This window comes from Streptomyces spinosisporus, from assembly GCF_022698145.1.
Lineage (GTDB): Bacteria > Actinomycetota > Actinomycetes > Streptomycetales > Streptomycetaceae > Streptomyces > Streptomyces spinosisporus.
In genome coordinates this window covers 231412-256151 of the sequence record NZ_JALDAX010000002.1, presented here as the reverse complement: position 1 = coordinate 256151, position 24740 = coordinate 231412, and the positions used below count along the sequence as shown (strand labels likewise).

General features: G+C 71.0%; 20 protein-coding genes. 7 read left to right on the top strand and 13 right to left on the bottom strand.

Features of this window, described 5'->3' with window-relative positions:
• Positions 1-3 precede the first annotated feature (3 nt).
• The 3 genes from MQN93_RS06350 to MQN93_RS06340 all read right to left on the bottom strand — a co-directional run bounded on the left by MQN93_RS06350 (position 4) and on the right by MQN93_RS06340 (position 2810).
• Entirely contained in the window at positions 4-936 is a 933-nt protein-coding gene (locus tag MQN93_RS06350) for a bifunctional helix-turn-helix transcriptional regulator/GNAT family N-acetyltransferase (protein ID WP_242708674.1), read from the bottom strand.
• Positions 937-1012: 76 nt separating this feature from the next.
• On the bottom strand, positions 1013-1612 hold the full coding sequence (locus MQN93_RS06345; protein ID WP_016435034.1) for a dihydrofolate reductase family protein: 600 nt from the start codon (positions 1610-1612) through the stop codon (positions 1013-1015).
• 139 nt (positions 1613-1751) lie between these two features.
• The gene (locus MQN93_RS06340) at positions 1752-2810 is read right to left on the bottom strand and encodes a LacI family DNA-binding transcriptional regulator (RefSeq protein ID WP_016435035.1); all 1059 of its coding nucleotides are present in this window, start codon (positions 2808-2810) and stop codon (positions 1752-1754) included.
• A gap of 286 nt (positions 2811-3096) precedes the next feature.
• Between MQN93_RS06340 and MQN93_RS06335 the strand changes: the two genes are divergently transcribed.
• From MQN93_RS06335 to MQN93_RS06325, 3 genes are read left to right on the top strand one after another with little or no spacing between them, the layout of a single operon-like run.
• Positions 3097-4257 (top strand): Gfo/Idh/MocA family protein, encoded by a 1161-nt coding sequence (locus MQN93_RS06335; protein WP_242708673.1) that lies wholly within the window; start codon positions 3097-3099, stop codon positions 4255-4257.
• Positions 4254-5408, top strand: a complete 1155-nt coding sequence (locus MQN93_RS06330) for a dihydrodipicolinate synthase family protein (protein ID WP_242708672.1) — start codon at positions 4254-4256, stop codon at positions 5406-5408. The genes MQN93_RS06335 and MQN93_RS06330 overlap by 4 nt, the downstream gene beginning before the upstream one ends.
• The gene (locus MQN93_RS06325) at positions 5405-6238 is read left to right on the top strand and encodes a sugar phosphate isomerase/epimerase family protein (protein WP_242708671.1); all 834 of its coding nucleotides are present in this window, start codon (positions 5405-5407) and stop codon (positions 6236-6238) included. The genes MQN93_RS06330 and MQN93_RS06325 overlap by 4 nt, the downstream gene beginning before the upstream one ends.
• A gap of 83 nt (positions 6239-6321) precedes the next feature.
• On the opposite strand, the gene MQN93_RS06320 is transcribed toward MQN93_RS06325, so the two are convergent.
• From MQN93_RS06320 to MQN93_RS06295, 6 genes are all read right to left on the bottom strand, one after another.
• Entirely contained in the window at positions 6322-6732 is a 411-nt protein-coding gene (locus MQN93_RS06320) for a YndA family protein (protein ID WP_242708670.1), read from the bottom strand.
• Positions 6733-7032: 300 nt separating this feature from the next.
• Entirely contained in the window at positions 7033-7422 is a 390-nt protein-coding gene (rbsD, locus tag MQN93_RS06315) for a D-ribose pyranase (protein ID WP_016435040.1), read from the bottom strand.
• Complete coding sequence (locus MQN93_RS06310; RefSeq protein ID WP_016435041.1) at positions 7419-8321, bottom strand: ribokinase; 903 nt, start codon at positions 8319-8321, stop codon at positions 7419-7421. Before MQN93_RS06310 ends, rbsD begins: the two co-directional genes overlap by 4 nt.
• 66 nt (positions 8322-8387) lie before the next feature.
• Positions 8388-10337, bottom strand: a complete 1950-nt coding sequence (locus MQN93_RS06305; protein WP_242708669.1) for an ABC transporter permease/substrate-binding protein — start codon at positions 10335-10337, stop codon at positions 8388-8390.
• Positions 10327-11880: a sugar ABC transporter ATP-binding protein gene (locus MQN93_RS06300; RefSeq protein WP_242708668.1), complete on the bottom strand. Its 1554-nt coding sequence runs from the start codon at positions 11878-11880 to the stop codon at positions 10327-10329. Before MQN93_RS06300 ends, MQN93_RS06305 begins: the two co-directional genes overlap by 11 nt.
• A complete protein-coding gene (locus MQN93_RS06295; protein WP_016435044.1) occupies positions 11877-12905 on the bottom strand; it encodes a LacI family DNA-binding transcriptional regulator in 1029 nt (342 codons plus the stop codon). Before MQN93_RS06295 ends, MQN93_RS06300 begins: the two co-directional genes overlap by 4 nt.
• Before the next feature lie 128 nt (positions 12906-13033).
• On the opposite strand from MQN93_RS06295, the gene recD2 reads away from it, so the two are divergent.
• Positions 13034-15292, top strand: coding sequence for an SF1B family DNA helicase RecD2 (recD2, locus tag MQN93_RS06290; protein WP_242708667.1), 2259 nt, complete (start codon positions 13034-13036; stop codon positions 15290-15292).
• Positions 15293-15543: 251 nt separating this feature from the next.
• On the top strand, positions 15544-16833 hold the full coding sequence (locus tag MQN93_RS06285) for a citrate synthase (RefSeq protein ID WP_016435046.1): 1290 nt from the start codon (positions 15544-15546) through the stop codon (positions 16831-16833).
• A gap of 620 nt (positions 16834-17453) precedes the next feature.
• Here the strand turns inward: MQN93_RS06285 and MQN93_RS06280 are convergent.
• From MQN93_RS06280 to MQN93_RS06270, 3 genes are all read right to left on the bottom strand, one after another.
• On the bottom strand, positions 17454-19727 hold the full coding sequence (locus tag MQN93_RS06280; protein WP_242708666.1) for a heavy metal translocating P-type ATPase: 2274 nt from the start codon (positions 19725-19727) through the stop codon (positions 17454-17456).
• Between the two features lie 21 nt (positions 19728-19748).
• Positions 19749-19988: a heavy-metal-associated domain-containing protein gene (locus tag MQN93_RS06275; protein ID WP_242708665.1), complete on the bottom strand. Its 240-nt coding sequence runs from the start codon at positions 19986-19988 to the stop codon at positions 19749-19751.
• Positions 19989-20057: 69 nt separating this feature from the next.
• Positions 20058-20750 carry a TetR/AcrR family transcriptional regulator gene (locus MQN93_RS06270; RefSeq protein WP_242708664.1) on the bottom strand — a complete coding sequence of 231 codons (693 nt, stop codon included), beginning with the start codon at positions 20748-20750 and terminating at the stop codon, positions 20058-20060.
• A 124-nt stretch (positions 20751-20874) separates the two neighbouring features.
• Between MQN93_RS06270 and MQN93_RS06265 the strand changes: the two genes are divergently transcribed.
• Positions 20875-23151 carry an MMPL family transporter gene (locus MQN93_RS06265; protein WP_242708663.1) on the top strand — a complete coding sequence of 759 codons (2277 nt, stop codon included), beginning with the start codon at positions 20875-20877 and terminating at the stop codon, positions 23149-23151.
• Positions 23120-24163 carry a zinc-dependent alcohol dehydrogenase family protein gene (locus MQN93_RS06260; RefSeq protein ID WP_242708662.1) on the top strand — a complete coding sequence of 348 codons (1044 nt, stop codon included), beginning with the start codon at positions 23120-23122 and terminating at the stop codon, positions 24161-24163. Before MQN93_RS06265 ends, MQN93_RS06260 begins: the two co-directional genes overlap by 32 nt.
• Here MQN93_RS06260 and MQN93_RS06255 read toward each other — a convergent pair.
• Positions 24144-24725: a GNAT family N-acetyltransferase gene (locus tag MQN93_RS06255; protein WP_242708661.1), complete on the bottom strand. Its 582-nt coding sequence runs from the start codon at positions 24723-24725 to the stop codon at positions 24144-24146. The genes MQN93_RS06260 and MQN93_RS06255 overlap by 20 nt on opposite strands.
• Between the last annotated feature and the right edge of the window lie 15 nt (positions 24726-24740).

Genomic DNA, 24740 nt, shown 5'->3' with positions numbered 1-24740 from the left:
CTCTCACCCCGGTGTGCCGTGCAGGTCCAGCCGCCAGTCCTGCCCGGTCAGGTCCTTTCCGAACGAGCGGTGCGCCTTCTCGGCGACGAGCACGAAACCGTGGCGCTGGTAGATGCGGCGGGCGGCGGTGAGCACGTCGTTGGTCCACAGCACCAGATCGCGGTAGCCGACCCCGCGCGCGAAGTCGACGACCGCGCCGACGAGCCGGTCGCCGATGCCGAGCCCGCGCGCCTCGGGCTCGACCAGGAGCAGCCGCAGCCGCGCGGTGGCCGGGGCGTCGTCCCGTACGCACATCACGCACCCCACCGGCCGCCCGTCGAGCTCGGCGATCCACACCCGCTCCAGATGCGGGTCGTGGTCCTCGGCGAAGTCGGCGACGATCCGGGCCACCAGCCCCTCGTAGTCGGTGTTCCAGCCGTACTCGGCGGTGTACACGGCCGCGTTGCGCTGGACGATCCAGCCGAGGTCCCCGGGGGCCGGTTCGCGCAGGACGACGTTCTCGCGGCGCGGCGCACGTCCGTCGGAGAGGATCTCGCGGACCGTGCGCAGCGCCTCGGCGAGCCGGGGGCGGTCGGCGGACGGGACGGTGGCCAGCAGCGCGCCGACGGACTCGTTCGCCCGCTCGGCGAGCAGGGCGGCGGTCTCGCGGCCGCGTGGCGTGAGCGCGACATGACGGCGCCGGGGGTCCCGCTTGGACTGCGTCCGTTCAATCAGCCCGTCCTCCTCGAATTTGTTCAGGATGCGGCTCAAGTAGCCCGCGTCCAGCGACAGTTCGGTCCGCAGGTCGGCCGCGTCGGTGTGCGGGGAGTGCGCGAGCTCGTAGAGCACCCGGGACTCGGTGAGGGTGTAGGGGGCGTACAGGTGGCGGCTGTAGTCGAGGGCGCCGATGACGTTGGTGTAGAAGCGGTTGAAGGTGCGGATGTCCTGGACGGTCATGAGGATCGAACCCCCGGATGGTTGACTCAGTCAGAGATACCGTCGGTTCGAGACTAGGACACCCGCACCGCCCGTGCTACCCCTCGTCGGCCACCGGCCGGTAGACGTTCACCTGCACACCGGTCTTCCCCCGGGCCGTGGAGACCAGCTCGAACGCCCGCTTCGCCCCGTCCCCGGGGAAGATGGACTTGCCGCCGCCGAGGATCACCGGCATCTGGATGAGCTGCAGCTCGTCCACCAGCCCCTCGGCGATCAGCGTGCGCACGAGCGTGGGGCTGCCCATCATCGCCAGGTCGCCGCCGGGCGCCGCGCGCAGCTCACGGATCCGGGCGACGGCCTCGCCGCCCGCGATCCGCTCGGTGTTGTTCCAGGTCAGCTCGGCGTCGGAGAGGGTGTCGGTGACGACGTACTTCTTGAGCGCGTTCAGCCGGTCGGCGAAGGGGTCACCGGCCCGCTCGGGCCACGCCCCCGCCATCGTCAGATACGTCCGCCGCCCGTACAGCAGCGCCTCGGCCCGCTCCAGCCCCGCGGCGAAGGCCCCGCCGACCACCTCCGGGTCGAAGTACGGGTGCGACCAACCGCCGTGCGCGAAGCCCCCGTCGGTGTCCTCCTGGGGTCCGCCGGGCGCCTGGACGACCCCGTCGAGGCTGATGAACTCGCTGACTACGATGCGCATGGGACCAACTCCTGTCGTTCCTGTCCGTTCGCTCGGGCGATCACGGCAATGAAGACCGGGGCGCAGCGCGGAAATCATCTACAGGAGACGAGCCTATGCACGGTTGTGTCCTTCGGCACCGGGTGCGCGGGGCCCGGGGTCAGGCCGACGCGCTCTGCCGGGGCGCCCCCGAGGACCCCCGCACCATCAGCTCCCCCCGGACCGTCGCGATCCCGCCGGGCGGCGGCTCCTCCCGTCCCATCGCGATCCGCCCGGCCCGCGCCCCCGCGTCCGCCAGGGGCAGCCGTACGGTCGTCAGGGCGGGCACCGCGTCCACGCTGAACGGCAGGTCGTCGAACCCGGCGACGGACACGTCGTCCGGAATCCCGAGCCCCGACTCCCGCAGCGCCGCACAGGCCCCGAGTGCCACGGAGTCGTTCGCCGCGACCACGGCGGTCAAGGACGGGTCCCTGCGCAGCAGTTCGAGCGTCGCCTCGTACCCGGACGTGCGGTCGTAGCGCCCGTGCACGGTCCACCCCGGGTCCTCGGAGATCCCGGCCGCGGCCAGCGCGGCCCGGTGCCCCTCGAGGCGGTGCCGGGTCGTCGTGCGCTCCTCCGGGCCCGCGATGTACCCGAGCCGCCGGTGCCCCAGACCGATCAGGTGCTCGGTCAGCCGCTGCCCGCCGCCGCGGTTGTCGAAGGCGATCGCGACCGCTCCGGTGTCCGGGGCCGGCGGCCGCCCGCACAGCACCACCCGGGTCCCCGCCTCCGTCAGCCTGCGCAGCTTCGCCGCGACGGCCGCCGCGTGCTGCGCGTCCTCCATGGCGCCGCCGGTCAGCACGACCGCCGCCGCCCGCTGGCGCTGCAGCAGGGTGAGATAGGTCAGTTCGCGCTCCGGCGAGCCGCCCGTGTTGCAGACGACGGCCAGCCGCTCGCCCCCGGCCCGGCCGCCCGGGCCCCCGATCTCCGACTGGATCGCGCTCGCCATGATCCCGAAGAAGGGGTCGGCGATGTCGTTGACCAGGATGCCGACCAGGTCGGAGGTGGCCGCGGCCAGCGAGCTCGCGGGACCGTTCAGCACGTAGTCGAGTTCGTCGACCGCCTTCAGCACCCGCTCCCGGGTGGACGCGGCCACGGGGTAGTTGCCGTTCAGCACGCGCGACACCGTCGCGGGCGAGACCTGGGCGCGGGCCGCCACGTCCGCCAGGGTCACCGTCATCTCGTCGTCCTCCGGTCGCGCATCTCGTCGTACCTCGTCGTCCGCCCTCGTAGACAGGCCCTTCGTGGCCCACGGTTCCGCATGCGTCGAGCAGACCTTACGGCCAGAACACCCCGCTGTTCGTCCCCTCGAACAACTCGAAGCGGTCACGGTCTTGTCCCCGCCGGTGGTCAGAGGTTAGTTTCTCCTAGGATAGAAAGCGCTTGCTGTGACGCTCATCAGTCGGGCCGAGGCGGCGCGCTCACCCGCGTACGACGCTGAGTACGACGCCTGCGAAGGGAATGACGTGACACGCAAGACGGTGCGCATCGCCATGAACGGCGTGACCGGACGCATGGGTCACCGCCAGCACCTGGTCCGTTCCATCCTCGCCATCCGCGCACAGGGCGGCCTGGACCTCGGTGACGGCGACGTGCTGTGGCCGGAACCGGTCCTCGTCGGCCGCCGTGAGCACGCGCTCCGCGCGCTCGCCGAACAGCACGGCCTGGAGCACTTCTCGACCGACGTGGACGCCGTCCTCGCCGACCGGACCGTGGAGCTCTACTTCGACGCCCAGGTGACCTCGGCCCGCGAGGAGGCCCTGAAGAAGGCGATCGCCGCGGGCAAGCACATCTACACCGAGAAGCCCACCGCCACCGGCCTCGCGGGCGCCCTCGAACTCGCCCGGCTCGCCCACGAGAAGGGCGTCAGGCACGGCGTCGTCCAGGACAAGCTCTTCCTGCCGGGCCTGCGCAAGCTCAAGCGCCTCGTCGACGGCGGCTTCTTCGGCCGGATCCTGTCGGTCCGCGGCGAGTTCGGCTACTGGGTCTTCGAGGGCGACTGGCAGAGCGCCCAGCGCCCCTCCTGGAACTACCGCGCCGAGGACGGCGGCGGCATCGTCGTCGACATGTTCCCGCACTGGGAGTACGTGATGCACGAGCTGTTCGGCCGCGTCACGTCCGTCCAGGCCGTCGCCACCACCCACATCCCGCAGCGCTTCGACGAGAACGGCAAGCCCTACGACGCCACCGCCGACGACGCCGCCTACGGCATCTTCGAACTCGACGGCCCCCAGGGACCGGTCATCGCCCAGATCAACTCCTCCTGGGCCGTGCGCGTCAACCGCGACGAACTCGTCGAGTTCCAGGTCGACGGCACCGAGGGCTCCGCCGTCGCGGGCCTGCGCAACTGCCGTGTCCAGCACCGCGCCACGACCCCCAAGCCGGTGTGGAACCCCGACCTCCCGGCCGCCTACGCCTTCCGCGACCAGTGGCAGGAGCTCCCGGACAACGAGGAGTTCGACAACGGCTTCAAGGCCCAGTGGGAGCTGTTCCTGCGGCATGTGTACGCCGACGCCCCCTACCACTGGGACCTGCTCGCCGGCGCCCGCGGCGTCCAGCTCGCCGAGCTGGGCCTGAAGTCCTCGGCCGAGGGCGTCCGCCTCGACGTACCGGAGATCCAGCTGTGACCATCCGACTCCCGGACGCCCAGGGCGGGTTCAGGTCCTACGAGCCCCGCGCCGAGCCCCTGATGGTGGCCCCCGGAACCCCGTTCACCTCCCGTACGGTCTACGCGGCGGCGCACGTCGTCGCCGACCCGTACGCGGACGTCTCGCCGGATGCGCCCGCCGCCGTCGACTGGGACGCCACCCTCGCCTTCCGCCGCCATCTGTGGTCCCACGGGCTCGGTGTCGCCGAGGCCATGGACACCGCCCAGCGCGGGATGGGCCTGGACTGGGCGGGCGCGGCCGAGCTGATCCGGCGCAGCGCCGCCGAGGCCCGGGCGGTCGGCGGCCGTGTCGCGTGCGGGGTCGGCACCGACCAACTCACCGGCCCGGCAACGCCGGCGGAGGTCCGTGCCGCGTACGAGGAGCAGCTCGCCCTCGTCGAGGAGTCCGGCGCGCAGGCGATCCTGATGGCCTCCCGCGCCCTCGCCGCGGCGGCCAAGGGCCCCGAGGACTATCTGGAGATCTACGGCCATCTCCTGCGCCAGGCCGCCGAGCCGGTGATCCTGCACTGGCTGGGCCCCATGTTCGACCCGGCCCTCGAGGGCTACTGGGGTTCGAGCGATCTCGACGCCGCCACGGACGCCTTCCTGGAGGTCATCGCCGCGCACCCGGACAAGGTGGAGGGCGTCAAGGTCTCGCTGCTGGACGCCGGGAGGGAGATCGGCATCCGCCGCCGGCTCCCGCAGGGCGTGCGCTGCTACACGGGCGACGACTTCAATTACCCCGAGCTGATCGCGGGCGACGAGCAGGGCTTCAGCCACGCCCTGCTCGGCATCTTCGACCCGCTGGGCCCGCTGGCGGCCGAGGCGGTACGGGTGCTGGACACGGGCGATGTGCCCGGCTTCCGGGGCCTGTTGGACCCCACGGTCGAGCTGTCCCGCCACCTCTTCCAGACCCCCACCCGCTTCTACAAGACGGGCGTGGTCCTCCTCGCGTGGCTGGCCGGTCACCAGTCCCACTTCGCGATGGTCGGCGGACTGCAGTCGGCCCGGTCCCTGCCGCACCTCGCCCGCGCCTACGAACTCGCCGACGGCCTGGGCCTGTTCCCCGACCCGAAGCTCGCCGAGGAGCGGATGAAGACCCTGCTGTCCGTGTACGGAGTGAACCAGTGACCGAACTCGCGCGCTTCTCCATCAACCAGATGACGGTCAAGCAGCTGTCACTGCCCGAACTGGCCGATTCCTGCGGCCGGTTGGGCATCCCGAACGTGGGCCTGTGGCGCGAGCCGGTCCAGTCGTACGGCGTCGACGCGACGGCGAAACTGATCCGCGACGCGGGCCTGGGCGTCACGACGCTGTGCCGCGGCGGCTTCCTCACGGCGATCGACCCGGCCGAGCGCGCGGCGGCACTGGACGACAACCGTCGTGCCGTGGACGAGGCGGCGGCGCTCGGCACCGACACCCTCGTCCTGGTCTCCGGCGGTCTCCCGGCCGGCTCCAAGGACCTGCGCGGCGCCCGGGAGCGGATCGCCGACGCACTGGGGGAGCTGGGCCCGTACGCGGAACGCCATGGCGTACGGCTGGCCATCGAGCCGCTCCACCCCATGTACGCCGCCGACCGCTGCGTGGTCTCCACCCTCGCCCAGGCGCTGGACCTCGCGGAACGCTTCCCCGCCCACCAGGTCGGCGTCACCGTCGACACGTACCACATCTGGTGGGACGACGACGCGCCCGCGCAGATCGCCCGTGCGGGCGCCGGCGACCGCATCCACACCTTCCAGCTCGCCGACTGGACCACCCCGCTGCCCGCGGGCGTCCTCAACGGCCGCGGCCAGATCGGCGACGGCTCGATCGACATGCGGGAGTGGAAGGGGTACGTGGAGGCCGCCGGGTACACCGGCCCCATCGAGGTCGAGCTCTTCAACGACGGACTGTGGGCGCGGGACGGTCGGGAGGTGCTGGAGGAGACGGCTCGGCGATTCGTGGAGCACGTGATCCGCTGACGTGCGACACGAGGGCGGGCGCCCACGGAGTGTGAGCGCCCGCCCTCGTGCGGCCTTCCGCCGATTCGGTCGTAGGAGCCGAATCAGTCGTAGTAGTGGACCCGCATCATGTTGGGGTCGTCCTCCGTGCCGATGTAGAACTCCGCGCGGTGGTTGTTCCCGTCGACGTATGCGCCGATGTTGCGGAACACCCAGCAGCCGGCTCCCTTGACGGTCGTCACCAGCTTGGCGTTGTAGACCTCCGCGTCCTGTTCGTACAGGTTGTAGAGGTCCTTGGTCGTGCTGGGACTGGTGATGCAGGCCTGGAAGGCGCCGCCGGCCGACTTGACGGCCTTGGTCCGGTACTCGCTCTGGTAGTAGGCCTCGTGCGAGCCGAGGTCGTCCCAGTGTCCTCCGCCCGCCGGTGCCGCCGAGGCGGTCTGCGCGAAGCTCATGGAGAATGCGGCGGCCAGCACCGCGACACCTGCTGCGATACGCCTGTCGAGCGTCCTCAATTCTTCTCCCCGTGACGCGTTGGTGGTGCGTTCCTCCGCACCCTCTCAAAGGGATCCGGCGATTCACGGGCCGGTCACCGAAGCGGTGTCGGATTCTCAAAAAATCTGCGAGCGGGCGTACAACCCTTCCCGCACCCGGCTGGTCGTACTTTGCATCAGGACCACTCGGAGGGGGATCTGGGGGGATCGCGGGGGGTTCTGGTGCAGGAGGGGAAAAGCCGAGGGGGCCCGGTCGACGGATCGGGCCCCCTCGAATTTGTCCGGATCCCCTGTCCGGGTCGGCGTGCCGGAGCTAGGCCGTCAGAAGAAGACGCCGCACCTCAGCAGCACATTGGCGTACGGCTGTGCCTCGCCCGTCCGCACCACCAGCCGCACTCCTGCGGACAGCTCCTTGAGCCGCTCGTGGCTGACCAGGTCCAGGGTGGGGAAATGGCCGGTGAGCAGGGCGGACGCCGCCGGGTTGGCGTCGTGGATCTCGGTCGCCGCCGTGGCCCCCTCCACCACCAGCTCGGCCAGCAGCCCGTCCAGCACCTCGGCGAAGGACGGCACCCCGGCGCGGAACGCGAGGTCGACCACCCGCGGCCCCTTCGGTATCGGCATGCCCGCGTCGCACACCAGCACGCCGTCCCCGTGACCCAGCTCGGCGAGCGCGCCGGAGAGATGACGGTTCAGGATTCCCGCCTTCTTCACAGCGCGTCGACCTCCTCGGCCGTGGGGAACGACTCCTGCGCGCCCTGCTTGGTGACCGCGGCCGCACCCACACGCGCCGCGTAGGCCGCGGCCTCCGCCAGGGAGGCCCCCGCGCCCAGCCGGAACGCCAGCGCCGCCGTGAACGCGTCGCCCGCACCCGTGGTGTCCACCGCGTCGACCTTCACCGAGGACACCCGCGCGACCCCGTCCGCGTCGGCCACCAGCGCACCCTCCGCACCGAGGGTGACCACGACCGAGCGCGGGCCCTTGGCCAGCAGCAGGCTCGCCCAGTCCTCCGGCCGCTCCGAGACACACGCGTCGCCCAGGATCACCTTCGCCTCGTGCTCGTTGACGATCAGCGGATCGCAGGCCGCCAGCACCTCCGGCGGCAGGGGCTGCGGCGGCGAGGGGTTGAGGACGAAACGGCTGTCGGGCGTGAGACCGCGGACGACCTCCACGACCGAGTCCAGCGGGATCTCCAGCTGTGTCGAGACCACCCGCGCGGCCTGGAAGAGACACGCGGCGGCCCGTACGTCCGCAGGAGCGAGCCGCCCGTTGGCGCCGGGCGACACCACGATGCTGTTGTCCCCGGACGGGTCCACCGTGATCAGCGCGACGCCCGTGGGCGCCCCGCCGACCAGCACCCCCACCGTGTCGACGCCGGCCTCGCGCTGCGAGTCCAGCAGCAGCCTGCCGTACGCGTCGTCGCCGACCCGGGCCAGCAGGGCCGTACGGGATCCGAGCCGGGCGGCCGCGACCGCCTGGTTCGCGCCCTTGCCGCCCGGGTGCACGGCCAGGTCGGAGCCGAGCACGGTCTCGCCGGCCCCCGGACGCCGCTCCACGCCGATCACCAGGTCGGCGTTGGCCGAGCCCACGACCAGGAGGTCGTAGTCGTACATGAGAAGACTCCCCAGATGAGTGCCTGGGGCGGGCGGTCCCCCTGACCGCCCGCCCGTTCCCCGTCGTCAGCCGCTGAAGCCGGCCACGTTCTGCTTCGTGACCACCTTCACCGGCACCTTCACCGTCTCCTCGATCTTCTTGCCCTGCAGGGCCCTGAGCGCGTTGTCCACGGCGATCCTGCCCAACTGTGTGGGCTGTTGTGCGACAGATGCGTACAGACTGCCCCCTTCGACCGCCTTGAGCCCGTCCGGCGTGCCGTCGAAGCCGACGACCTGGACCGACTTCCCGGCCTTGGAGCCGAGCGCCTTGATCGCGCCGAGCGCCATCTCGTCGTTGGCGGCGATGACGCCCTGGACGTCCGGGTGGGCCTGGAGCAGGTTCGACATCACGTCGAGTCCCTTGGTGCGGTCGAAGTCGGCCGGCTGCTGGGCCACCACCTTGATGCCCGGGTAGGCCTTGAGACCGGCCGCGAAGCCCGCCGCGCGCTCACGGGCCGCGGAGGTGCCCGCCTGGCCCTGGAGGATCACGATCCGGCCCTGGCCGCCGAGCTTCTCGCCGATCGTCCTCGCCGCGAGCTCGCCGCCCTTGACGTTGTCGGAGGCCACGAGGGCGTCCACGGCCGCCTTGTTGACGCCGCGGTCGACCGCGACGACCGGGATCTTCGCCTTGTCGGCGGCCTTGACGGAGTTGCTCGCCGCGTCCGAGTCCACCGGGTTGACGATGATCGCGCCCAGGTTAGAACTGGTGAAGTTCTGCAGCTGGTTGGCCTGCTGGGAGGCGTCGTTCTGGGCGTCCGTGACGGTCAGGTCCACACCCAGCTTCTTCGCCTCGGCCTGGGCGCCCGCCCGGATCTGCACGAAGAAGGGGTTGTTGAGGGTGGACAGAGACAGGCCCATCTTCGGCGTGGTGGAGTTCGAGCCGTTGTGCAGGAAGGAGGTCGCGCCCACGAGCGCCACGGTGACGACCGCCGCGAGTGCGTACGTCCCCGCCTGCTTGCCCTTGTTGCCGCCCGTGCCCGCGGCCACCGGGGTCGCCCCGGCCTTGCGCCGCAGCGTGTCGAGGAGGACCGCCAGCGCGATGACGACACCGATGACGACCTGCTGCCAGAAGGCGGACACGTTCAGCAGGTTGAGGCCGTTGCGCAGCACCGCGAGGATCAGCGCGCCGATCAGGGTGCCGGACGCCTTGCCGGTGCCGCCCGCCAGTGAGGCGCCGCCGATGACGACCGCGGCGATCGCGTCCAGCTCGTAGCCGTCGGCGGCCTGCGGCTGCGCCGAGGAGAGCCGGGAGGCGAGCACGATGCCCGCGACCGCGGCGAACAGGCCCGAGAAGGCGTAGATCGCGAGCTTCTGCCTCTTCACGCGCAGCCCGGACAGGCGGGCCGCCTCCTCGTTGCCGCCGATCGCGTACATGGACCGGCCGATGTAGGTCCGGCCGAGCACGAAGGCCGCGATCAGCCCCATGACGATCATGACCAGCACCGGCACGGGCAGCCAGCCGCCGAGCGTGTCACCGAGGTGCGAGACCGAGTCCGGGAAGGGGATCGGGGAGCCCTCGGAGATGACCAGCGCCAGACCGCGGGCCACCGACAGCATGGCCAGCGTCGCGATGAACGGCGGCAGCTTGCCGTACGCGATCAGGAAGCCGTTAACGAGACCGGCCACGATGCCGGTGACGACGGACAGCACCACCGCGAGCACGACCGGCACGCCGTGCGAAGTGGCGCTCCAGGCAAGGACGGTGGCCGACAGCGCCGCCACCGAGCCGACCGACAGGTCGATGCCCGCGGAGACGATCACGAAGGTGACGCCGAAGGCGAGCACGGCGGTCACGGCCGCCTGCACGCCCACATTGAGCAGGTTGTCCGTCGTCAGGAAGTCGCCCGACAGCGCCGACAGGGCGATGACGAGGACGATCAGCGCGGTGAGCGCGCCGTTGTCGAGCAGGAGGCGGCGCAGTCCTCCCGTGGTGGCGCCACCGGCGCCCGCGTTGCTCTTGAGCGTGTCAGTGGCCACGGCTGGCCTCCGTTCCGGTGTCTGTGGTCGTTCCATTACTGAGGTCGCCGTTGCCGGGGTTGCTCACGGCGAGGGCCATCACGGCGTCCTGGGTGGCCTCGTCGGCGGAGAGTTCGCCCGCGATCCGGCCCTGGGCCATCACCAGCACCCGGTCGCTCATGCCGAGCACCTCGGGCAGATCGCTGGAGATCATCAGGACGGCGGCGCCGGCCGCGGTGAGTTCGTTGATGAGCTGGTAGATCTCGACCTTGGCGCCGACGTCGATGCCACGCGTCGGCTCGTCGAGGATCAGCACCTTGGTGTCGGCGAGCAGCCACTTGCCGATGACGACCTTCTGCTGATTGCCGCCGGACAACGTCCGTACGTGCTGGCCGAGTCCGGCCATCCGCACGCCGAGCTGCTTGGCGATCCGCTCCGCCGACCCGTGCTGGGCCTTGCGGTCGACGAGCCCCGCGCGCGTGGCGGCCCGCATCGTCACCAGGCCGAGGTTCTCCTCGACGGAGGCGTCGAGCACCAGCCCCTGGCCCTTGCGGTCCTCGGGCACGAGCCCGATCCCGGCCGCCATGGCCGCGTTGACGTCACCCCGCCGCACCGTGGCCCCGGAGACCTTCACGGCCCCCTTGTCGTACGGATCCGCGCCGAACACGGCCCGCACGACCTCCGTACGGCCCGCACCGACCAGCCCCGCGATGCCGACGACCTCGCCGGCGTGCACCTCGAAGCCGACGTCGTGGAAGACGCCGTCGCGGGTCAGCCCCTCGACGGTGAGCAACGCGGCGCCGGCGTCGGCCCGTTCGCGCGGGTACTGCTGCTCGATCGAGCGGCCCACCATGAGGCGTACGAGTTCGTCCTCGGGGGTGGAGGCCGGCACCTCGCCGACCGACCTGCCGTCGCGGATGACGGTGACCCGGTCGCCCAGGGCGGCGATCTCGTCCAGGTGGTGGGTGATGAAGACGATCCCCACGCCGTCCTCGCGCAGCGTCCGCACGATCGCGAAGAGCCTGTCGACCTCTTCGGAGGTGAGCACGGCGGTCGGCTCGTCCATGATCAGCACGCGCGCGTCCAGGCTGAGCGCCTTGGCGATCTCGACCATCTGCAGGCGCGCGATGCCGAGTTCGCGCACGCGCGCGTGCGGCGAGACGCTGAGGCCGACCCGCTTCAGCAGGACCTCCGCGTCGGCCTCCATCCGCTTGCGGTCGATCACCCCGAAGCGGCGCGGCTGCCGCCCCAGGAAGATGTTCTCGGCGACCGTGAGGTCGGGTACGAGGTTGAACTCCTGGTAGATGGTGGCGATCCCGAGGCGCTCGGAGTCCTGCGCACCGTGGATGCGCACCTCCTCGCCGCCGACCAGGATCCGCCCGGCGTCGGGTGTGTAGGCGCCGGAGAGCATCTTGATGAGGGTGCTCTTGCCCGCGCCGTTCTCACCGAGGAGCACATGCACCTCGCCCCGGCGCAGGTCGAAGTCGACGCTGTCGAGCGCGACCACACCCGGGAAGGTCTTGCGTATGCCCTCGATGCGCAGCAACTCGTCCTGGTTGCTCACGACGTGCTCCTGTTCGTTACGGGGTTCTCGGCGGGGTCCTCGCCGCAGGAGCGGCGTACGACGAGACGGGCGGGGAGGGTGACGGACCGCGGGGTCCGGCCCTCGATGCGGTCGATGAGCGCGCGCACGGCGGCGCGCCCCAGCTCGCCCGTGGGCTGGGCGATCGCGGTGATGGGCGGGTCGGTGTGCACGAACCAGCGGATGTCGTCGAAGGCGGCGAGTGCTATGTCACATGGCACCCGCAGCCCGCGCGCGCGGATCGCGTCCAGCGCACCGAGCGCCATCAGGTTGTCGGCGGCGAAGACGACCTCGGGCGGCTCGGCCAGGTCGAGGAAGCCCTCGGTGACCCGGCGCCCGCTCTCGGCCTGGAAGTCGCCCTGTCCCGTGTAGGCGTCGGGCAGTTCGAGGCCGTGGGCCGCGAGCGCCGTGCGGAAGACCTCCACGCGCTCCCGCCCGGTCGTGGTCGCGGCCGGTCCCGCGATGATCGCGAGCCGGCGGTGCCCCAGTGCGTGCAGGTGTGCGACGAGGTCCCGTATCGCGCTCTGTCCGTCCGCCCGCACCACCGGCACGTCGACGCCCGGGATCCACCGGTCGACGAACACCATGGGCGTCCCCGCGCGCGCGGCGTCCAGCATCAGCGGGGAGCCGCCGTCGGTGGGGGAGACGAGGAGGCCGTCGATTCGGCGGTCCAGCAGATTGCGTACGTGGTGGTCCTGCAGATCGGGCCGCTCGTCGGCGTTGCCGATGATGACGCTGTAGCCGAGCGCGCGGGCCTCCTCCTCCACGGAGCGGGCCAGTTCGGTGAAGTAGGGGTTCATCACGTCGCTGATGACCAGCCCGAGGGTGTGGGTCTGGTCGGTGCGCAGGGAACGGGCGACGGCATTCGGGCGGTAGCCCAGCACCTCGACGGCGGCCAGCACGCGCGCGCGTGCGTCCGCGCTGACCGACGGATGCTCGTTCAGGACGCGCGAGACCGTGGCGACGGAGACCCCCGCCTCGGCGGCGACGTCCTTGATGCTCGCCATCGCCGTTCCACCTCCTCGTGGAATCGATTACATCGACTGCGTACCGATGATTGGAAACGATTACACGGGTGCCTGGCAAGACCCCGGTACCGGATCGTGATGTCAGAGCGCGGCTGTACCGTCGGATCATGGCTGAGCAGACGGGGAATGCCACGGGCGAACGGCGGCTCGCCGTGCTCGAAGGCGTCCTGGAGCGCATCACGTACGCCAACGAGGAGAACGGCTACACGGTGGCCCGGGTGGACACAGGCCGAGGCGCCGGCGACCTGCTCACCGTCGTGGGCTCGCTGCTCGGCGCCCAGGTCGGCGAGTCCCTGCGGATGGAGGGCCGTTGGGGCTCCCACCCGCAGTACGGCAGGCAGTTCACGGTGGAGAACTACACGACGGTGCTGCCGGCCACCGTCCAGGGCATCCGCCGCTATCTCGGCTCCGGCCTGGTCAAGGGCATCGGACCCGTCTTCGCCGACCGCATCACCCAGCACTTCGGCCTGGACACCCTGCAGATCATCGAGGGGGAGCCCAAGCGCCTGATCGAGGTCCCCGGGCTCGGTCCCAAGCGCACCAAGAAGATCGCCGACGCCTGGGAGGAGCAGAAGGCGATCAAGGAGGTCATGCTCTTCCTCCAGACCGTCGAGGTCTCCACCTCGATCGCCGTGCGCATCTACAAGAAGTACGGCGACGCCTCGATCTCCGTGGTCAGGAACCAGCCCTACCGCCTCGCGGCCGACGTATGGGGCATCGGCTTCCTGACCGCCGACCGGATCGCCCAGTCCGTCGGCATCCCGCACGACAGCCCGGAGCGCGTCAAGGCCGGCCTGCAGTACGCGCTGTCGCAGGCCACCGACCAGGGCAACTGCTATCTGCCCGAGGAGCAGTTGATCGCCGACGCGGTGAAGCTGCTCCAGGTCGACACCGGCCTGGTCATCGAGTGCCTCGCCGACCTCGCCCGCGAGCCGGAGGAGGGCGAGGACCCCGGGGTGGTCCGGGAGAAGGTGCCGGGCCCGGACGGCGGTGACTCGGTGACGGCCGTCTACCTGGTCCCCTTCCACCGCGCCGAACTCTCCCTGTCCGCCCAGCTGTTGCGGCTGCTGCGCACGGACGAGGACCGGATGCCCGGCTTTCACGACGTGGCCTGGGACAAGGCACTGGGCTGGCTGAAGGGGCGTACGGGCGCGGACCTCGCCCCCGAGCAGGAGGCCGCCGTCAAGCTGGCACTGACCAAGAAGGTCGCCGTGCTGACCGGCGGCCCGGGCTGCGGCAAGTCCTTCACGGTCCGCTCGGTGGTGGAGCTGGCCCGCGCCAAGAAGGCGCGGGTGGTCCTGGCGGCCCCCACCGGCCGCGCCGCCAAGCGGCTGTCCGAGCTCACCGGCGCCGAGGCCTCCACCGTGCACCGCCTGCTGGAGCTCAAGCCCGGCGGTGACGCGGCGTACGACAAGGACCGCCCCCTCCAGGCCGATCTGGTGGTGGTCGACGAGGCCTCCATGCTGGACCTGCTGCTCGCCAACAAGTTGGTCAAGGCGGTCCCGCCGGGCGCCCATCTGCTCTTCGTCGGAGACGTGGACCAGCTGCCGAGCGTCGGCGCGGGGGAGGTGCTCAGGGACCTCCTCGCGGACGGCGGCCCGATCCCGGCCGTGCGCCTGACGCGCGTGTTCCGCCAGGCCCAGCAGTCCGGCGTGGTCACCAACGCCCACCGCATCAACGCCGGGCAGCATCCGGTCACGGACGGTATGAAGGACTTCTTCCTCTTCGTCGAGGACGACACCGAGGAGGCCGGGCGGCTCACCGTGGACGTGGCCGCCCGTCGCATCCCGGCCAGGTTCGGGCTCGACCCGCGCCGGGACGTCCAGGTCCTCGCCCCGATGCACCGCGGCCCGGCCGGCGCCGGCACGCTCAACGGCCTGCTGCAGCAGGCGATCACGCCGGGCCGCCCGGACCTGCCCGAGAAGCGCTTCGGCGGCCGGGTCTTCCGGGTCGGCGACAAGGTCACCCAGATTCGCAACAATTACGAGAAGGGCAAGAACGGTGTCTTCAACGGCACCGTGGGCGTGGTCACCTCGCTCGACCCGGTCGACCAGCGCCTGACGGTGCTGACCGACGAGGACGAGGAGGTTCCGTACGAATTCGACGAACTGGACGAACTGGCCCATGCGTACGCGGTGACCATCCACCGCTCGCAGGGGAGTGAATATCCGGCCGTGGTGATCCCGGTCACCACCGGCGCCTGGATGATGCTCCAGCGCAACCTCCTCTACACGGCGGTCACGCGGGCCAAGAAGCTGGTCGTCCTCGTCGGTTCGCGCAAGGCGATAGGTCAGGCGGTGCGCACGGTGTCGGCGGGACGGCGCTGCACGGCACTCGACTTCAGGCTCTCTCCCCGGCCCCTGTGACAGCGCCTGTGGCCCTCGCGACCTCCCCGTGAGGCGGGCATCACAAAAAATGATCGATCAAATGAGTCGCGAAGGTCACAGAGCACTTCCGGATGGGGGACCAAGGGGGCAGGATGAGCAAGTTGGCGGCACTCAGTGCCGCCGATAGGCCCGATGGTCGACCCCGAGTGCACTCTCCTGAGCCAATTGGGGGATGGTAGAGACAGTCAGGGCAACCTCGAAGATGAGGCACTACGTCGGTGAGGGAAGACGTGAGCGACAACTCTGTAGTACTGCGGTACGGCGACGGCGAGTACACCTACCCGGTGATCAACAGCACCGTCGGCGACATGGGCTTCGACATCGGGAAGCTCCGCGCCCAGACCGGTCTGGTGACGCTTGACAGCGGTTACGGCAACACCGCCGCCTATAAATCCTCGATCACCTACCTCGACGGCGAGGCGGGCATCCTGCGGTACCGCGGCTACCCGATCGAGCAGCTGGCAGAGCGCTCCACCTTCCTGGAGGTCGCCTACCTGCTGATCAACGGCGAGCTGCCCACCGTCGACGAGCTCTCCACGTTCAAGAACGAGATCACGCAGCACACCCTGCTGCACGAGGACGTCAAGAACTTCTACAAGGGCTTCCCGCGCGACGCCCACCCGATGGCCATGCTGTCCTCGGTGGTCTCGGCGCTGTCCACGTTCTACCAGGACAGCCACAACCCCTTCGACGAGCGGCAGCGCAACCTCTCCACGATCCGCCTGCTCGCCAAGCTCCCGACGATCGCGGCGTACGCGTACAAGAAGTCGATCGGCCACCCGTTCGTCTACCCGCGCAACGACCTCGGCTACGTCGAGAACTTCCTGCGGATGACCTTCTCGGTCCCCGCACAGGAGTTCGACCTGGACCCGGTCGTGGTCTCCGCCCTCGACAAGCTCCTCATCCTGCACGCCGACCACGAGCAGAACTGCTCGACGTCGACGGTCCGCCTGGTGGGCTCGTCGCAGGCCAACATGTTCGCCTCGATCTCCGCCGGCATCAGCGCCCTGTGGGGCCCGCTGCACGGCGGTGCCAACCAGTCCGTCCTGGAGATGCTCGAGGGCATCCAGGCGGACGGCGGCGATGTCGACTCCTTCATCCGCAAGGTGAAGAACAAGGAGGACGGCGTCCGGCTGATGGGCTTCGGCCACCGGGTCTACAAGAACTTCGACCCGCGCGCGAAGATCATCAAGGCCGCGGCGCACGACGTCCTCTCCGCCCTCGGCAAGTCCGACGAGCTGCTGGACATCGCGCTGAAGCTGGAGGAGCACGCGCTCTCCGACGACTACTTCGTCTCGCGCAGCCTCTACCCGAACGTCGACTTCTACACCGGCCTGATCTACCGCGCCATGGGCTTCCCGACCGAGATGTTCACGGTCCTGTTCGCCCTCGGCCGGCTCCCGGGCTGGATCGCCCAGTGGCACGAGATGATCAAGGAGCCCGGCTCCCGCATCGGCCGCCCGCGCCAGATCTACACGGGCGTGGTGGAGCGCGACTTCGTGCCGGTCGAGGAGCGCTGACACCTGACGGTCGGGGCGCCGGACGGCCGGTGCCCCTCCGCGGTGAGGTCTTCTCCGCAGTAGGCACATGAGGCAGTACATACAGAAGGCGCCCTGGCGCCGGTCCCCCCACGGGCCGACGTCCAGGGCGCCTTCCCATGTCCCGGTACGGATTCCCCCCACGGGATCCGGCCGGGCGTCCGAGGACAGCGCCTGAATCGCTGTTGAGTGCGGCGAGCGTTGAGCAGAATGAGCAAAACCCGCCGTACTCATGTGTGTGCGGTCTGCCGGGACATCGCACCTCGGGAGGGCCGCTCAAAGCTCCCCGGTGTACGTGCCCCGGCAACGCGCCTCTGAGGAAGTCCCCCAAGACATCCCCAGATGCCAGGTAGCGCCCCCCAAGACGCTGCCCGACATCGTCAACTTAGACCTTCGAACCCCTTCGATGGTTACGTTCACATCACTGTGATCTGCGTCTCTTGCATATGTCCGTTAGATGCGCAAGGGTCCCGATACGGCGACCGGGACTCAAGCGTAAGGATGATGCGCGAGCCTTGTGAAGAGCTTATGTGAGCATGGCTCCGGACTCTAGGGGGGCTCTTACCTGGAGTTGGCCTAACCGCCGGTAACTTTGCCGCAGTTCAGTCGAACCTTCGCAGGCGGAGGCTGTTCGTCACCACGAACACGGACGAGAAGGCCATCGCGGCCCCCGCGATCATCGGGTTCAGCAGTCCGGCGGCGGCCAGCGGCAGCGCCGCCACGTTGTACCCGAAGGCCCACACGAGGTTGCCCCGGATCGTGGCCAGCGTCCGGCGCGAGAGCCGGATCGCGCACGCGGCCACCCGCAGATCGCCGCGCACCAGCGTCAGATCGCCCGCCTCGATCGCCGCGTCCGTCCCGGTGCCCATCGCCAGGCCCAGGTCGGCGGTGGCGAGCGCGGCCGCGTCGTTGACCCCGTCACCGACCATCGCGACGCTCCGGCCCTCGGCCTGCAGCCGCCGTACGGCCTCGGCCTTCTCCTCGGGCAGGACCTCCGCGATCACCTGCTCGACGCCGACGGAGCGCGCCACCGCCTCGGCCACCGCCCGGTTGTCCCCGGTCAGCAGTACCGGCGTGAGCCCCAGCGCACGCAGTGCGCGCACCGCCTCCGCGCTGGTCTCCCGCACCGCGTCGGCGACGGCGACGACACCGCGTGCCACCCCGTCCCAGCCGACGACGACGGCGGTACGTCCCTCGCGCTCGGCCCCGGCCTTTGCACGGGCCAGTTCCGGGGGCAGCTGCGCGGTGTACTCGGCGAGCCGTCCGACGGCCACCTGGTGGCCCTCCACACGCCCCTGTACGCCCCGTCCGGGGACGTTCTCGAAGTCCTCGACCTCCGGGAGCTTCCCGCCCCGTTCCACGGCGCCCAGGGCGATCGCGCGGGCGACGGGATGCTCGGAGGCGTGCTCGACGGCGCCCGCGAGCCGCAGCACCTCCGACGCGTCGGCGCCGTCGGCGGCGTACACCTCGTGCAGGGTCATACGGCCGGTGGTGACCGTGCCGGTCTTGTCGAGCAGGACGGTGTCGACGCGGCGCGTGGACTCCAGGACCTCCGGGCCCTTGATCAGGATGCCCAGCTGCGCGCCACGCCCGGTGCCGACCAGCAGCGCGGTGGGTGTGGCCAGGCCCAGCGCGCACGGGCAGGCGATGATCAGGACCGCGACGGCCGCGGTGAAGGCGGCGACCGCGTCACCGGTGGCGCCCAGCCATGCGCCGAATGTCGCGACCGCGATCAGCATGACGACCGGGACGAAGACCGCGGAGATCCGGTCGGCGAGCCGCTGCACCTCGGCCTTGCCGTTCTGCGCGTCGTCCACCAGCTTCGCCATCCGTGCGAGCTGCGTGTCGCCGCCCACGCGCGTGGCCTCGACCACGAGCCGGCCCCCGGCGTTCACGGTGGCCCCGGCGACGGCGTCGCCCACGCCCACGTCCACCGGCACCGACTCGCCCGTCAGCATCGAGGCGTCCACGGCGGACGTGCCCTCGACAACGGTGCCGTCGGTCGCGATCTTCTCCCCGGGCCGTACGACGAAACGGTCCCCGACGGCCAGTCGGGCCACCGGGATGCGCAGCTCACGGCCGTCGCGCAGGACGGCCACGTCCTTGGCGCCGAGTTCCATCAGCGCCCTGAGCGCCGCTCCGGCGCGCCGCTTGGAGCGGGCCTCCAGATGGCGGCCGAGCAGGATGAGGGCGACCACGCCGGAGGCGACCTCCAGGTAGATCGTGGAGGAGGCGTCCGCGCGCGAGACGGTGAGGCTGAACTCGTCGCGCATGCCGGACGTGCCGGCGTCGCCGAGGAAGAGCGCCCACAGGGACCAGCCGAACGCGGCCAGCGTGCCGACCGAGACCAGCGTGTCCATGGTGGCCGCGCCGTGCCGCGCGTTCGTCCAGGCGGCCCGGTGGAAGGGCAGCCCGCCCCAGACCACCACCGGTGAGGCGAGGGTGAGCGCCAGCCACTGCCAGTTGTCGAACTGCAGGGCCGGGATCATGGACAGCAGCACCACGGGCAGCGCGAGCAGGGCGGAGACGGTGAAGCGCCTGCGGCCGGAGGCGAGTTCGGGGTCCTCGGCGGGCTGCTCCCCGGCCGCGTCCGGCCCGGTGGGCTCCGGTTGCGGCGCGGGCGGTTCCTCGGCGGTGTACCCCGTCTTCACCACGGTGGCGATCAGGTCCGCGACCTGGACGTCGGCCGGGAAGGCGATCCTCGCCTTCTCCGTCGCGTAGTTCACCGTGGCGCTGACGCCGTCCATGCGGTTGAGCTTCTTCTCGACGCGCGCCGCGCAGGAGGCGCAGGTCATCCCGCCGATGAGCAGTTCGACCTCGGAGTCCTCCGCGGCCGTGCGTATCGCTGCCGGTGTCTCTGCGGTGGTGCCGGTCATCTCGGGTACCCGGGGCCGGTGTCAGACCTGTCCGACGAGCTCGAAGCCCGCCTCGTCCACCGCTTCGCGCACGGCGGCCTCCTCCAGCGGGGCCGCGGAGACGACGGTGACCTCGCCGGTCGCGGCGACCGCAGTGACCGAGGTGACGCCGGGCAGCTCGGAGATCTCGCCGGAGACGGCGCCCTCGCAGTGTCCGCAGCTCATCCCGCTCACCTTGTAGACGGCGGTGACGGTACCCGGGGTGTCGGTCTGGGCGGTCATGTCGTTCTCCTCGTCGTGGCATGTGGGGCAGAGGGGGCCCGCGGGGCCCGCCACTTCCCCACTATACCCCTAGGGGGTACTTTTCGCGGCGGTGGCGTGCGCCGTGCCGAGCCGGTCGCCGACGAGGGGTTCGAGGTAGCGGATGAGGACCTTCTTGACCTCCTCGACGTACGCGTCGCGCTCGGCGCCTTCATGGGCGAGGACCAGTTCGAGGCCCGCCTTGTACATCCCGAAGCAGACGTGCGCGGTACGGGTGACCTCGGCCGGCCGGGCGTCCGGCAGCAGTGAGTGCAGCAGGCCCTCGATCCGGGAGATCAGGGTCGCGTGCAGCACGTCGTGCGCCTCGGTGATCCGGCCGGGGATGTCGGGGCCGTGCATCAGTGTGTAGAAGACCGGGTGGTCGCAGTTGAAGGCGATGAACCGGTCGACGGCGGCGCCGACGGCCTCCTCCAGCGGGGTCGCCGGGTCGACCGGGGCGAGTGCCTCCCCGTAGGCCTCGCGCATCTCGTGCATCAGCCGGTCGCGCAGCTCGATGGCGATCGCTTCCTTGTTCGGGAAGAACTGGTAGAGCGTGCCGGGTGAGACGCCGGCCTCGCGGGCGATCGCGTTGGTGCTGGCGGCCGTGTAGCCGGTGGTGCTGAAGACGGAGGCCGCGGCCTCCAGGAGCTGGGCGATGCGGCGCTCGCCCCGGGCCTGGCGGCGGGGCTGCTCCTTCTGCGGCCTGTCCTTCTGTGCGTTGTCCTGCTGCGGGTTGTCGGGCACGCGTTATCCCCAGGTCTCCGTACGCCGTTGACAAACACGAGCGGTCGCTCGCATTCTGGAGAAACACGAGCGGTCTCTCGTGTTTTCCAGCTTATGGTTTCCACGGTGAAGGGGACACCGCACCATGACCGAAGTCAACAAGCCACCGCGGCCCGGAGGCTGGACCTCCTTCGTCACCGCCCGCCCGAGGTTGTCGCTGCTCGTCGCCCTGGTGATCACCGCCCTCGCGGTGCTGGCCGGCAGCGGGGTCGCCGACCGGCTCGGCAGCGGCGGCTGGGAGGACCCGGACGCGCAGTCGACGTATGCCACCAAGGCGCTGGAGCGCGAGTTCCCCGACTCCCAGCCCAACTTCATGCTGCTTCTCGACGCGGGCCGCGCCACGGTGGACGACCCGGCCGTCGTCGCGGAGGCCGAGCGCCTCACCGCCCGGCTCGCGGCCGAGGAGGGCGTCACAGGCGTCGGCTCCTACTGGCAGGCCGATCCCGCGCAGGCGCCCGCCCTGCGCGCCGAGGACGGCCACGAGGCGCTGATCGCCGCGCACATCACGGGCGACGAGAAGGCGATGGGCGAGACCCTGGACCGCATAGCCCCCTCCTACCGCGGCGCGCACGGACCGGTGGAGGTCAGGATCGGCGGCCTCGTCGCGGTGCGGCACGAGATGCAGACGATCATCCAGGAGGACCTGACCCGCGCCGAGCTGATCGCCCTGCCGGTGACGCTCGTGCTGCTGGTGATGGTCTTCGGCAGCGCGGTCGCCGCCCTGCTGCCGCTGGGCATCGGCATCGTGGCCATCCTCGGCACGAACGCGGTGCTGCGCGGCCTGACCGAGTTCACCGACGTGTCCGTCTTCGCGATGAACCTCACCACCGCCCTCGGCCTCGGACTGGCCATCGACTACGCGCTGTTCATCGTCCGGCGCTTCCGCGAGGAGCTGTCCACGGGCGCCGAGCCGCTGACCGCCGTGGCCACCACCCTGCGCACCGCCGGGCGCACGGTCCTGTTCTCGGCGCTCACGGTCGCCGTCTCCCTGGCCGCGATGCTGATCTTCCCGCAGTACTTCCTGCGGTCCTTCGCCTACGCCGGCATCGCCGTGGTGCTGCTGGCCGCCGCAGCGGCGCTGATTCTGCTCCCGGCGGCCCTGGTCCTCCTGGGACACCGGGTCGACTCGCTCGATCTGCGCCGGCTGTTCCGGCGCGGCCGCACGGCTCGGACCTCCGGCGAACAGGGCACGGCCTGGGCCCGTGCGGCGACCCTGGTCATGCGCCGGGCCCCCGTCTTCGCCGTGGCGACCACCGCCGTGCTGATCGTGCTCGGACTGCCCTTCCTGGGCGTGAAGTTCGGCACCGCGGACGACCGCCAGCTGCCCTCGGGCGCCGAGTCGCACGTCGTGCAGCAGCACATCCGCGACGGCTTCCCGGGCAGCCCCGGCGGCGGCCTGGAGGTGCTCGCCGAGGGACGGGCGACCCCCGCCCAGTACACGGCGTACAAGGAGCAGATCGCCGGTCTGCCCGGCGTGCAGCGGGTCGACGGCCCGCTGGTGAAGGGGCGGTCGGCCTACTTCACGGTGCTGCCGAAGGGCGAGGCCGTCGACGACACGGCACAGCGGCTGGTGGGTGAACTGCGCGCCGCTCACGCCCCCTTCGACACCAAGGTGACCGGCACGGCGGCCGTCCTGGTCGACTCCAAGCACGCGATAGCCGAGCGCCTGCCCTGGGCGGCCGCCGTCATCGCCGTCGTCACCCTGCTCCTGGTCTTCCTCCTGACGGGCAGCGTGCTGATACCGATCCAGGCGGTGGTGCTCAACGCGCTCAGCCTGACGGCCATGTTCGGCGCGGTGGTCTGGGTCTTCCAGGACGGTCATCTCTCCGGCCTGCTCGGCTTCACCAGCCCGGGCTCCATCGAGACCACGCTGCCGGTCCTGATGTTCTGCGTGGCCTTCGGACTCTCCATGGACTACGGCGTCTTCCTGCTCTCCCGCATCAAGGAGGAGTACGACCGCACGGGCGACCACAACACCGCCGTCCGGCACGGCCTGCAGCGCACGGGCGGGCTGATCACGGCGGCGGCGGTGATCCTCGCCGTGGTGATGGTCGCGATCGGCACCTCCCGGGTCACCAACACCAAGATGCTCGGCCTCGGCATCGCCCTGGCGGTCCTGATGGACGCGATGATCGTCCGCAGCCTGCTGGTCCCGGCGGTGATGAAGCTGACGGGCAGGGCGACCTGGTGGGCGCCGGGGCCGCTGAAGAGGTTCCACCAACGCTTCGGTGTGAGCGAGACGGACGGCGAGCGAAACCCCCTCAGGGGCGCGGGGGATAGCGCGACCAGCCACGATGGACCCGCAGACATCGACGGCGACGGGAGCGCACATGAAAGCGGTGGTGTTCGAGCAGTACGGTGAACCGGCCGAGGTACGCGAGGTGACCGACCCGGAACCCGCCCCCCACGGAGTGGTCGTCCGAGTACGGTCCACCGGCCTGTGCCGAAGCGACTGGCACGGCTGGCAGGGCCACGACCCCGACATCGCGCTCCCTCATGTACCGGGCCATGAACTCGCCGGCACGATCGAGGCGGTCGGCGCCCGCGTCGCCGACTGGCGCCCCGGCGACCGCGTGACCGTCCCCTTCGCCTGCGCCTGCGGAACTTGCGGAGCATGCGCCGCCGGGGACCACCAGGTCTGCGAGCGGCAGACGCAGCCCGGGTTCACCCACTGGGGCTCGTTCGCGCAGTATGTTGCGCTCGACCACGCCGACGTGAACCTCGTGGCGATCCCGGAGGGCCTGTCGTTCGCCACGGCGGCGGCGCTGGGCTGCAGGTTCGCCACCGCGTTCCGGGCGGTGGTGCAGCAGGGCCGCGTCGCGGCGGGGGAGTGGGTCGCGGTCCACGGGTGCGGGGGCGTGGGCCTGTCCGCGGTGATGATCGCGGCGGCCTCGGGGGCGCGGGTGATCGCGGTGGACGTGTCGCCCGGGGCCCTGGAGCTGGCGCGGCGGTTCGGCGCGGCGGAGTGCGTCGATGCGGCGGCGGAGGAGGACACGGCCGCCGCGGTCCGGGAACTGACCGGCGGCGGCGCCCAGTTGTCCCTCGACGCCCTGGGCTCGCCCGTCACCTGCGCCGCCTCGGTGAACGGCCTGCGCCGCAGGGGCCGGCACGTCCAGGTCGGGCTGCTGCCGTCGAGCAGCGGGACGACCCCCGTGCCGATGGCCCGCGCGATCGCCCTGGAGCTCGAACTCCTCGGCAGCCACGGCATGGCCGCGCACACCTATCCGCCCATGCTGGAGCTGGTGCGGGCGGGCGTGCTGCGCCCCGACCTCCTGGTGACCTCGACCATCGGCCTGGACGCGACGCCCGCGGCGCTGGCGGCGATGGGGACGGCACCGGCAGCGGGGGTGACCGTCATCGAGCCGTGGAGCTGACGGAGCCGGGCACACGGGCCCGCCACTCGCTCTCCAGCATGCCCATGAGCACCTCGTCCACCCGGACGCCGTCGCGCACCTGGGCCTCGCGGCGTACGCCTTCGACCACGAAACCGACCTTCTCGTAGACGCGCCGGGCGCGGTGGTTGTCGGCGTAGACCTCCAACTCGATCCGGTGCAGGCCGAGTCGGCCGAAACCGTGGGCGACGATCAGCCGGACGGCCTCGGTGCCGACGCCGCGGTCGCGGCCACGGGGGCCGATGAGCGTGCGGAAGCTGCAGCTGCGGGCGGCGGGGTCCCACTCGAACAGGACGACCTCGCCAAGCAGTTCGCCGGTCGCCGGGTCGGTGACGGCGAGGTCGAGCCGGTCGGGTGCGGTGGCCCGGGCGCCGTACAGGGCCCGCAGGCGCTCCAGGGTCAGTTCCGTGGACGGTGCGAAGGTGAACCGTATGACCTCGGGGTCCTGGATGATCTCCCAGATCCCCTCGGCGTCGGCTGCGGTGAAGGGCCGCAGCACGGTCTTCTCGCCGGTCAGGACTGGTTTCACGGAGAAGTCGCTCATGGAGTGACTGTGCCT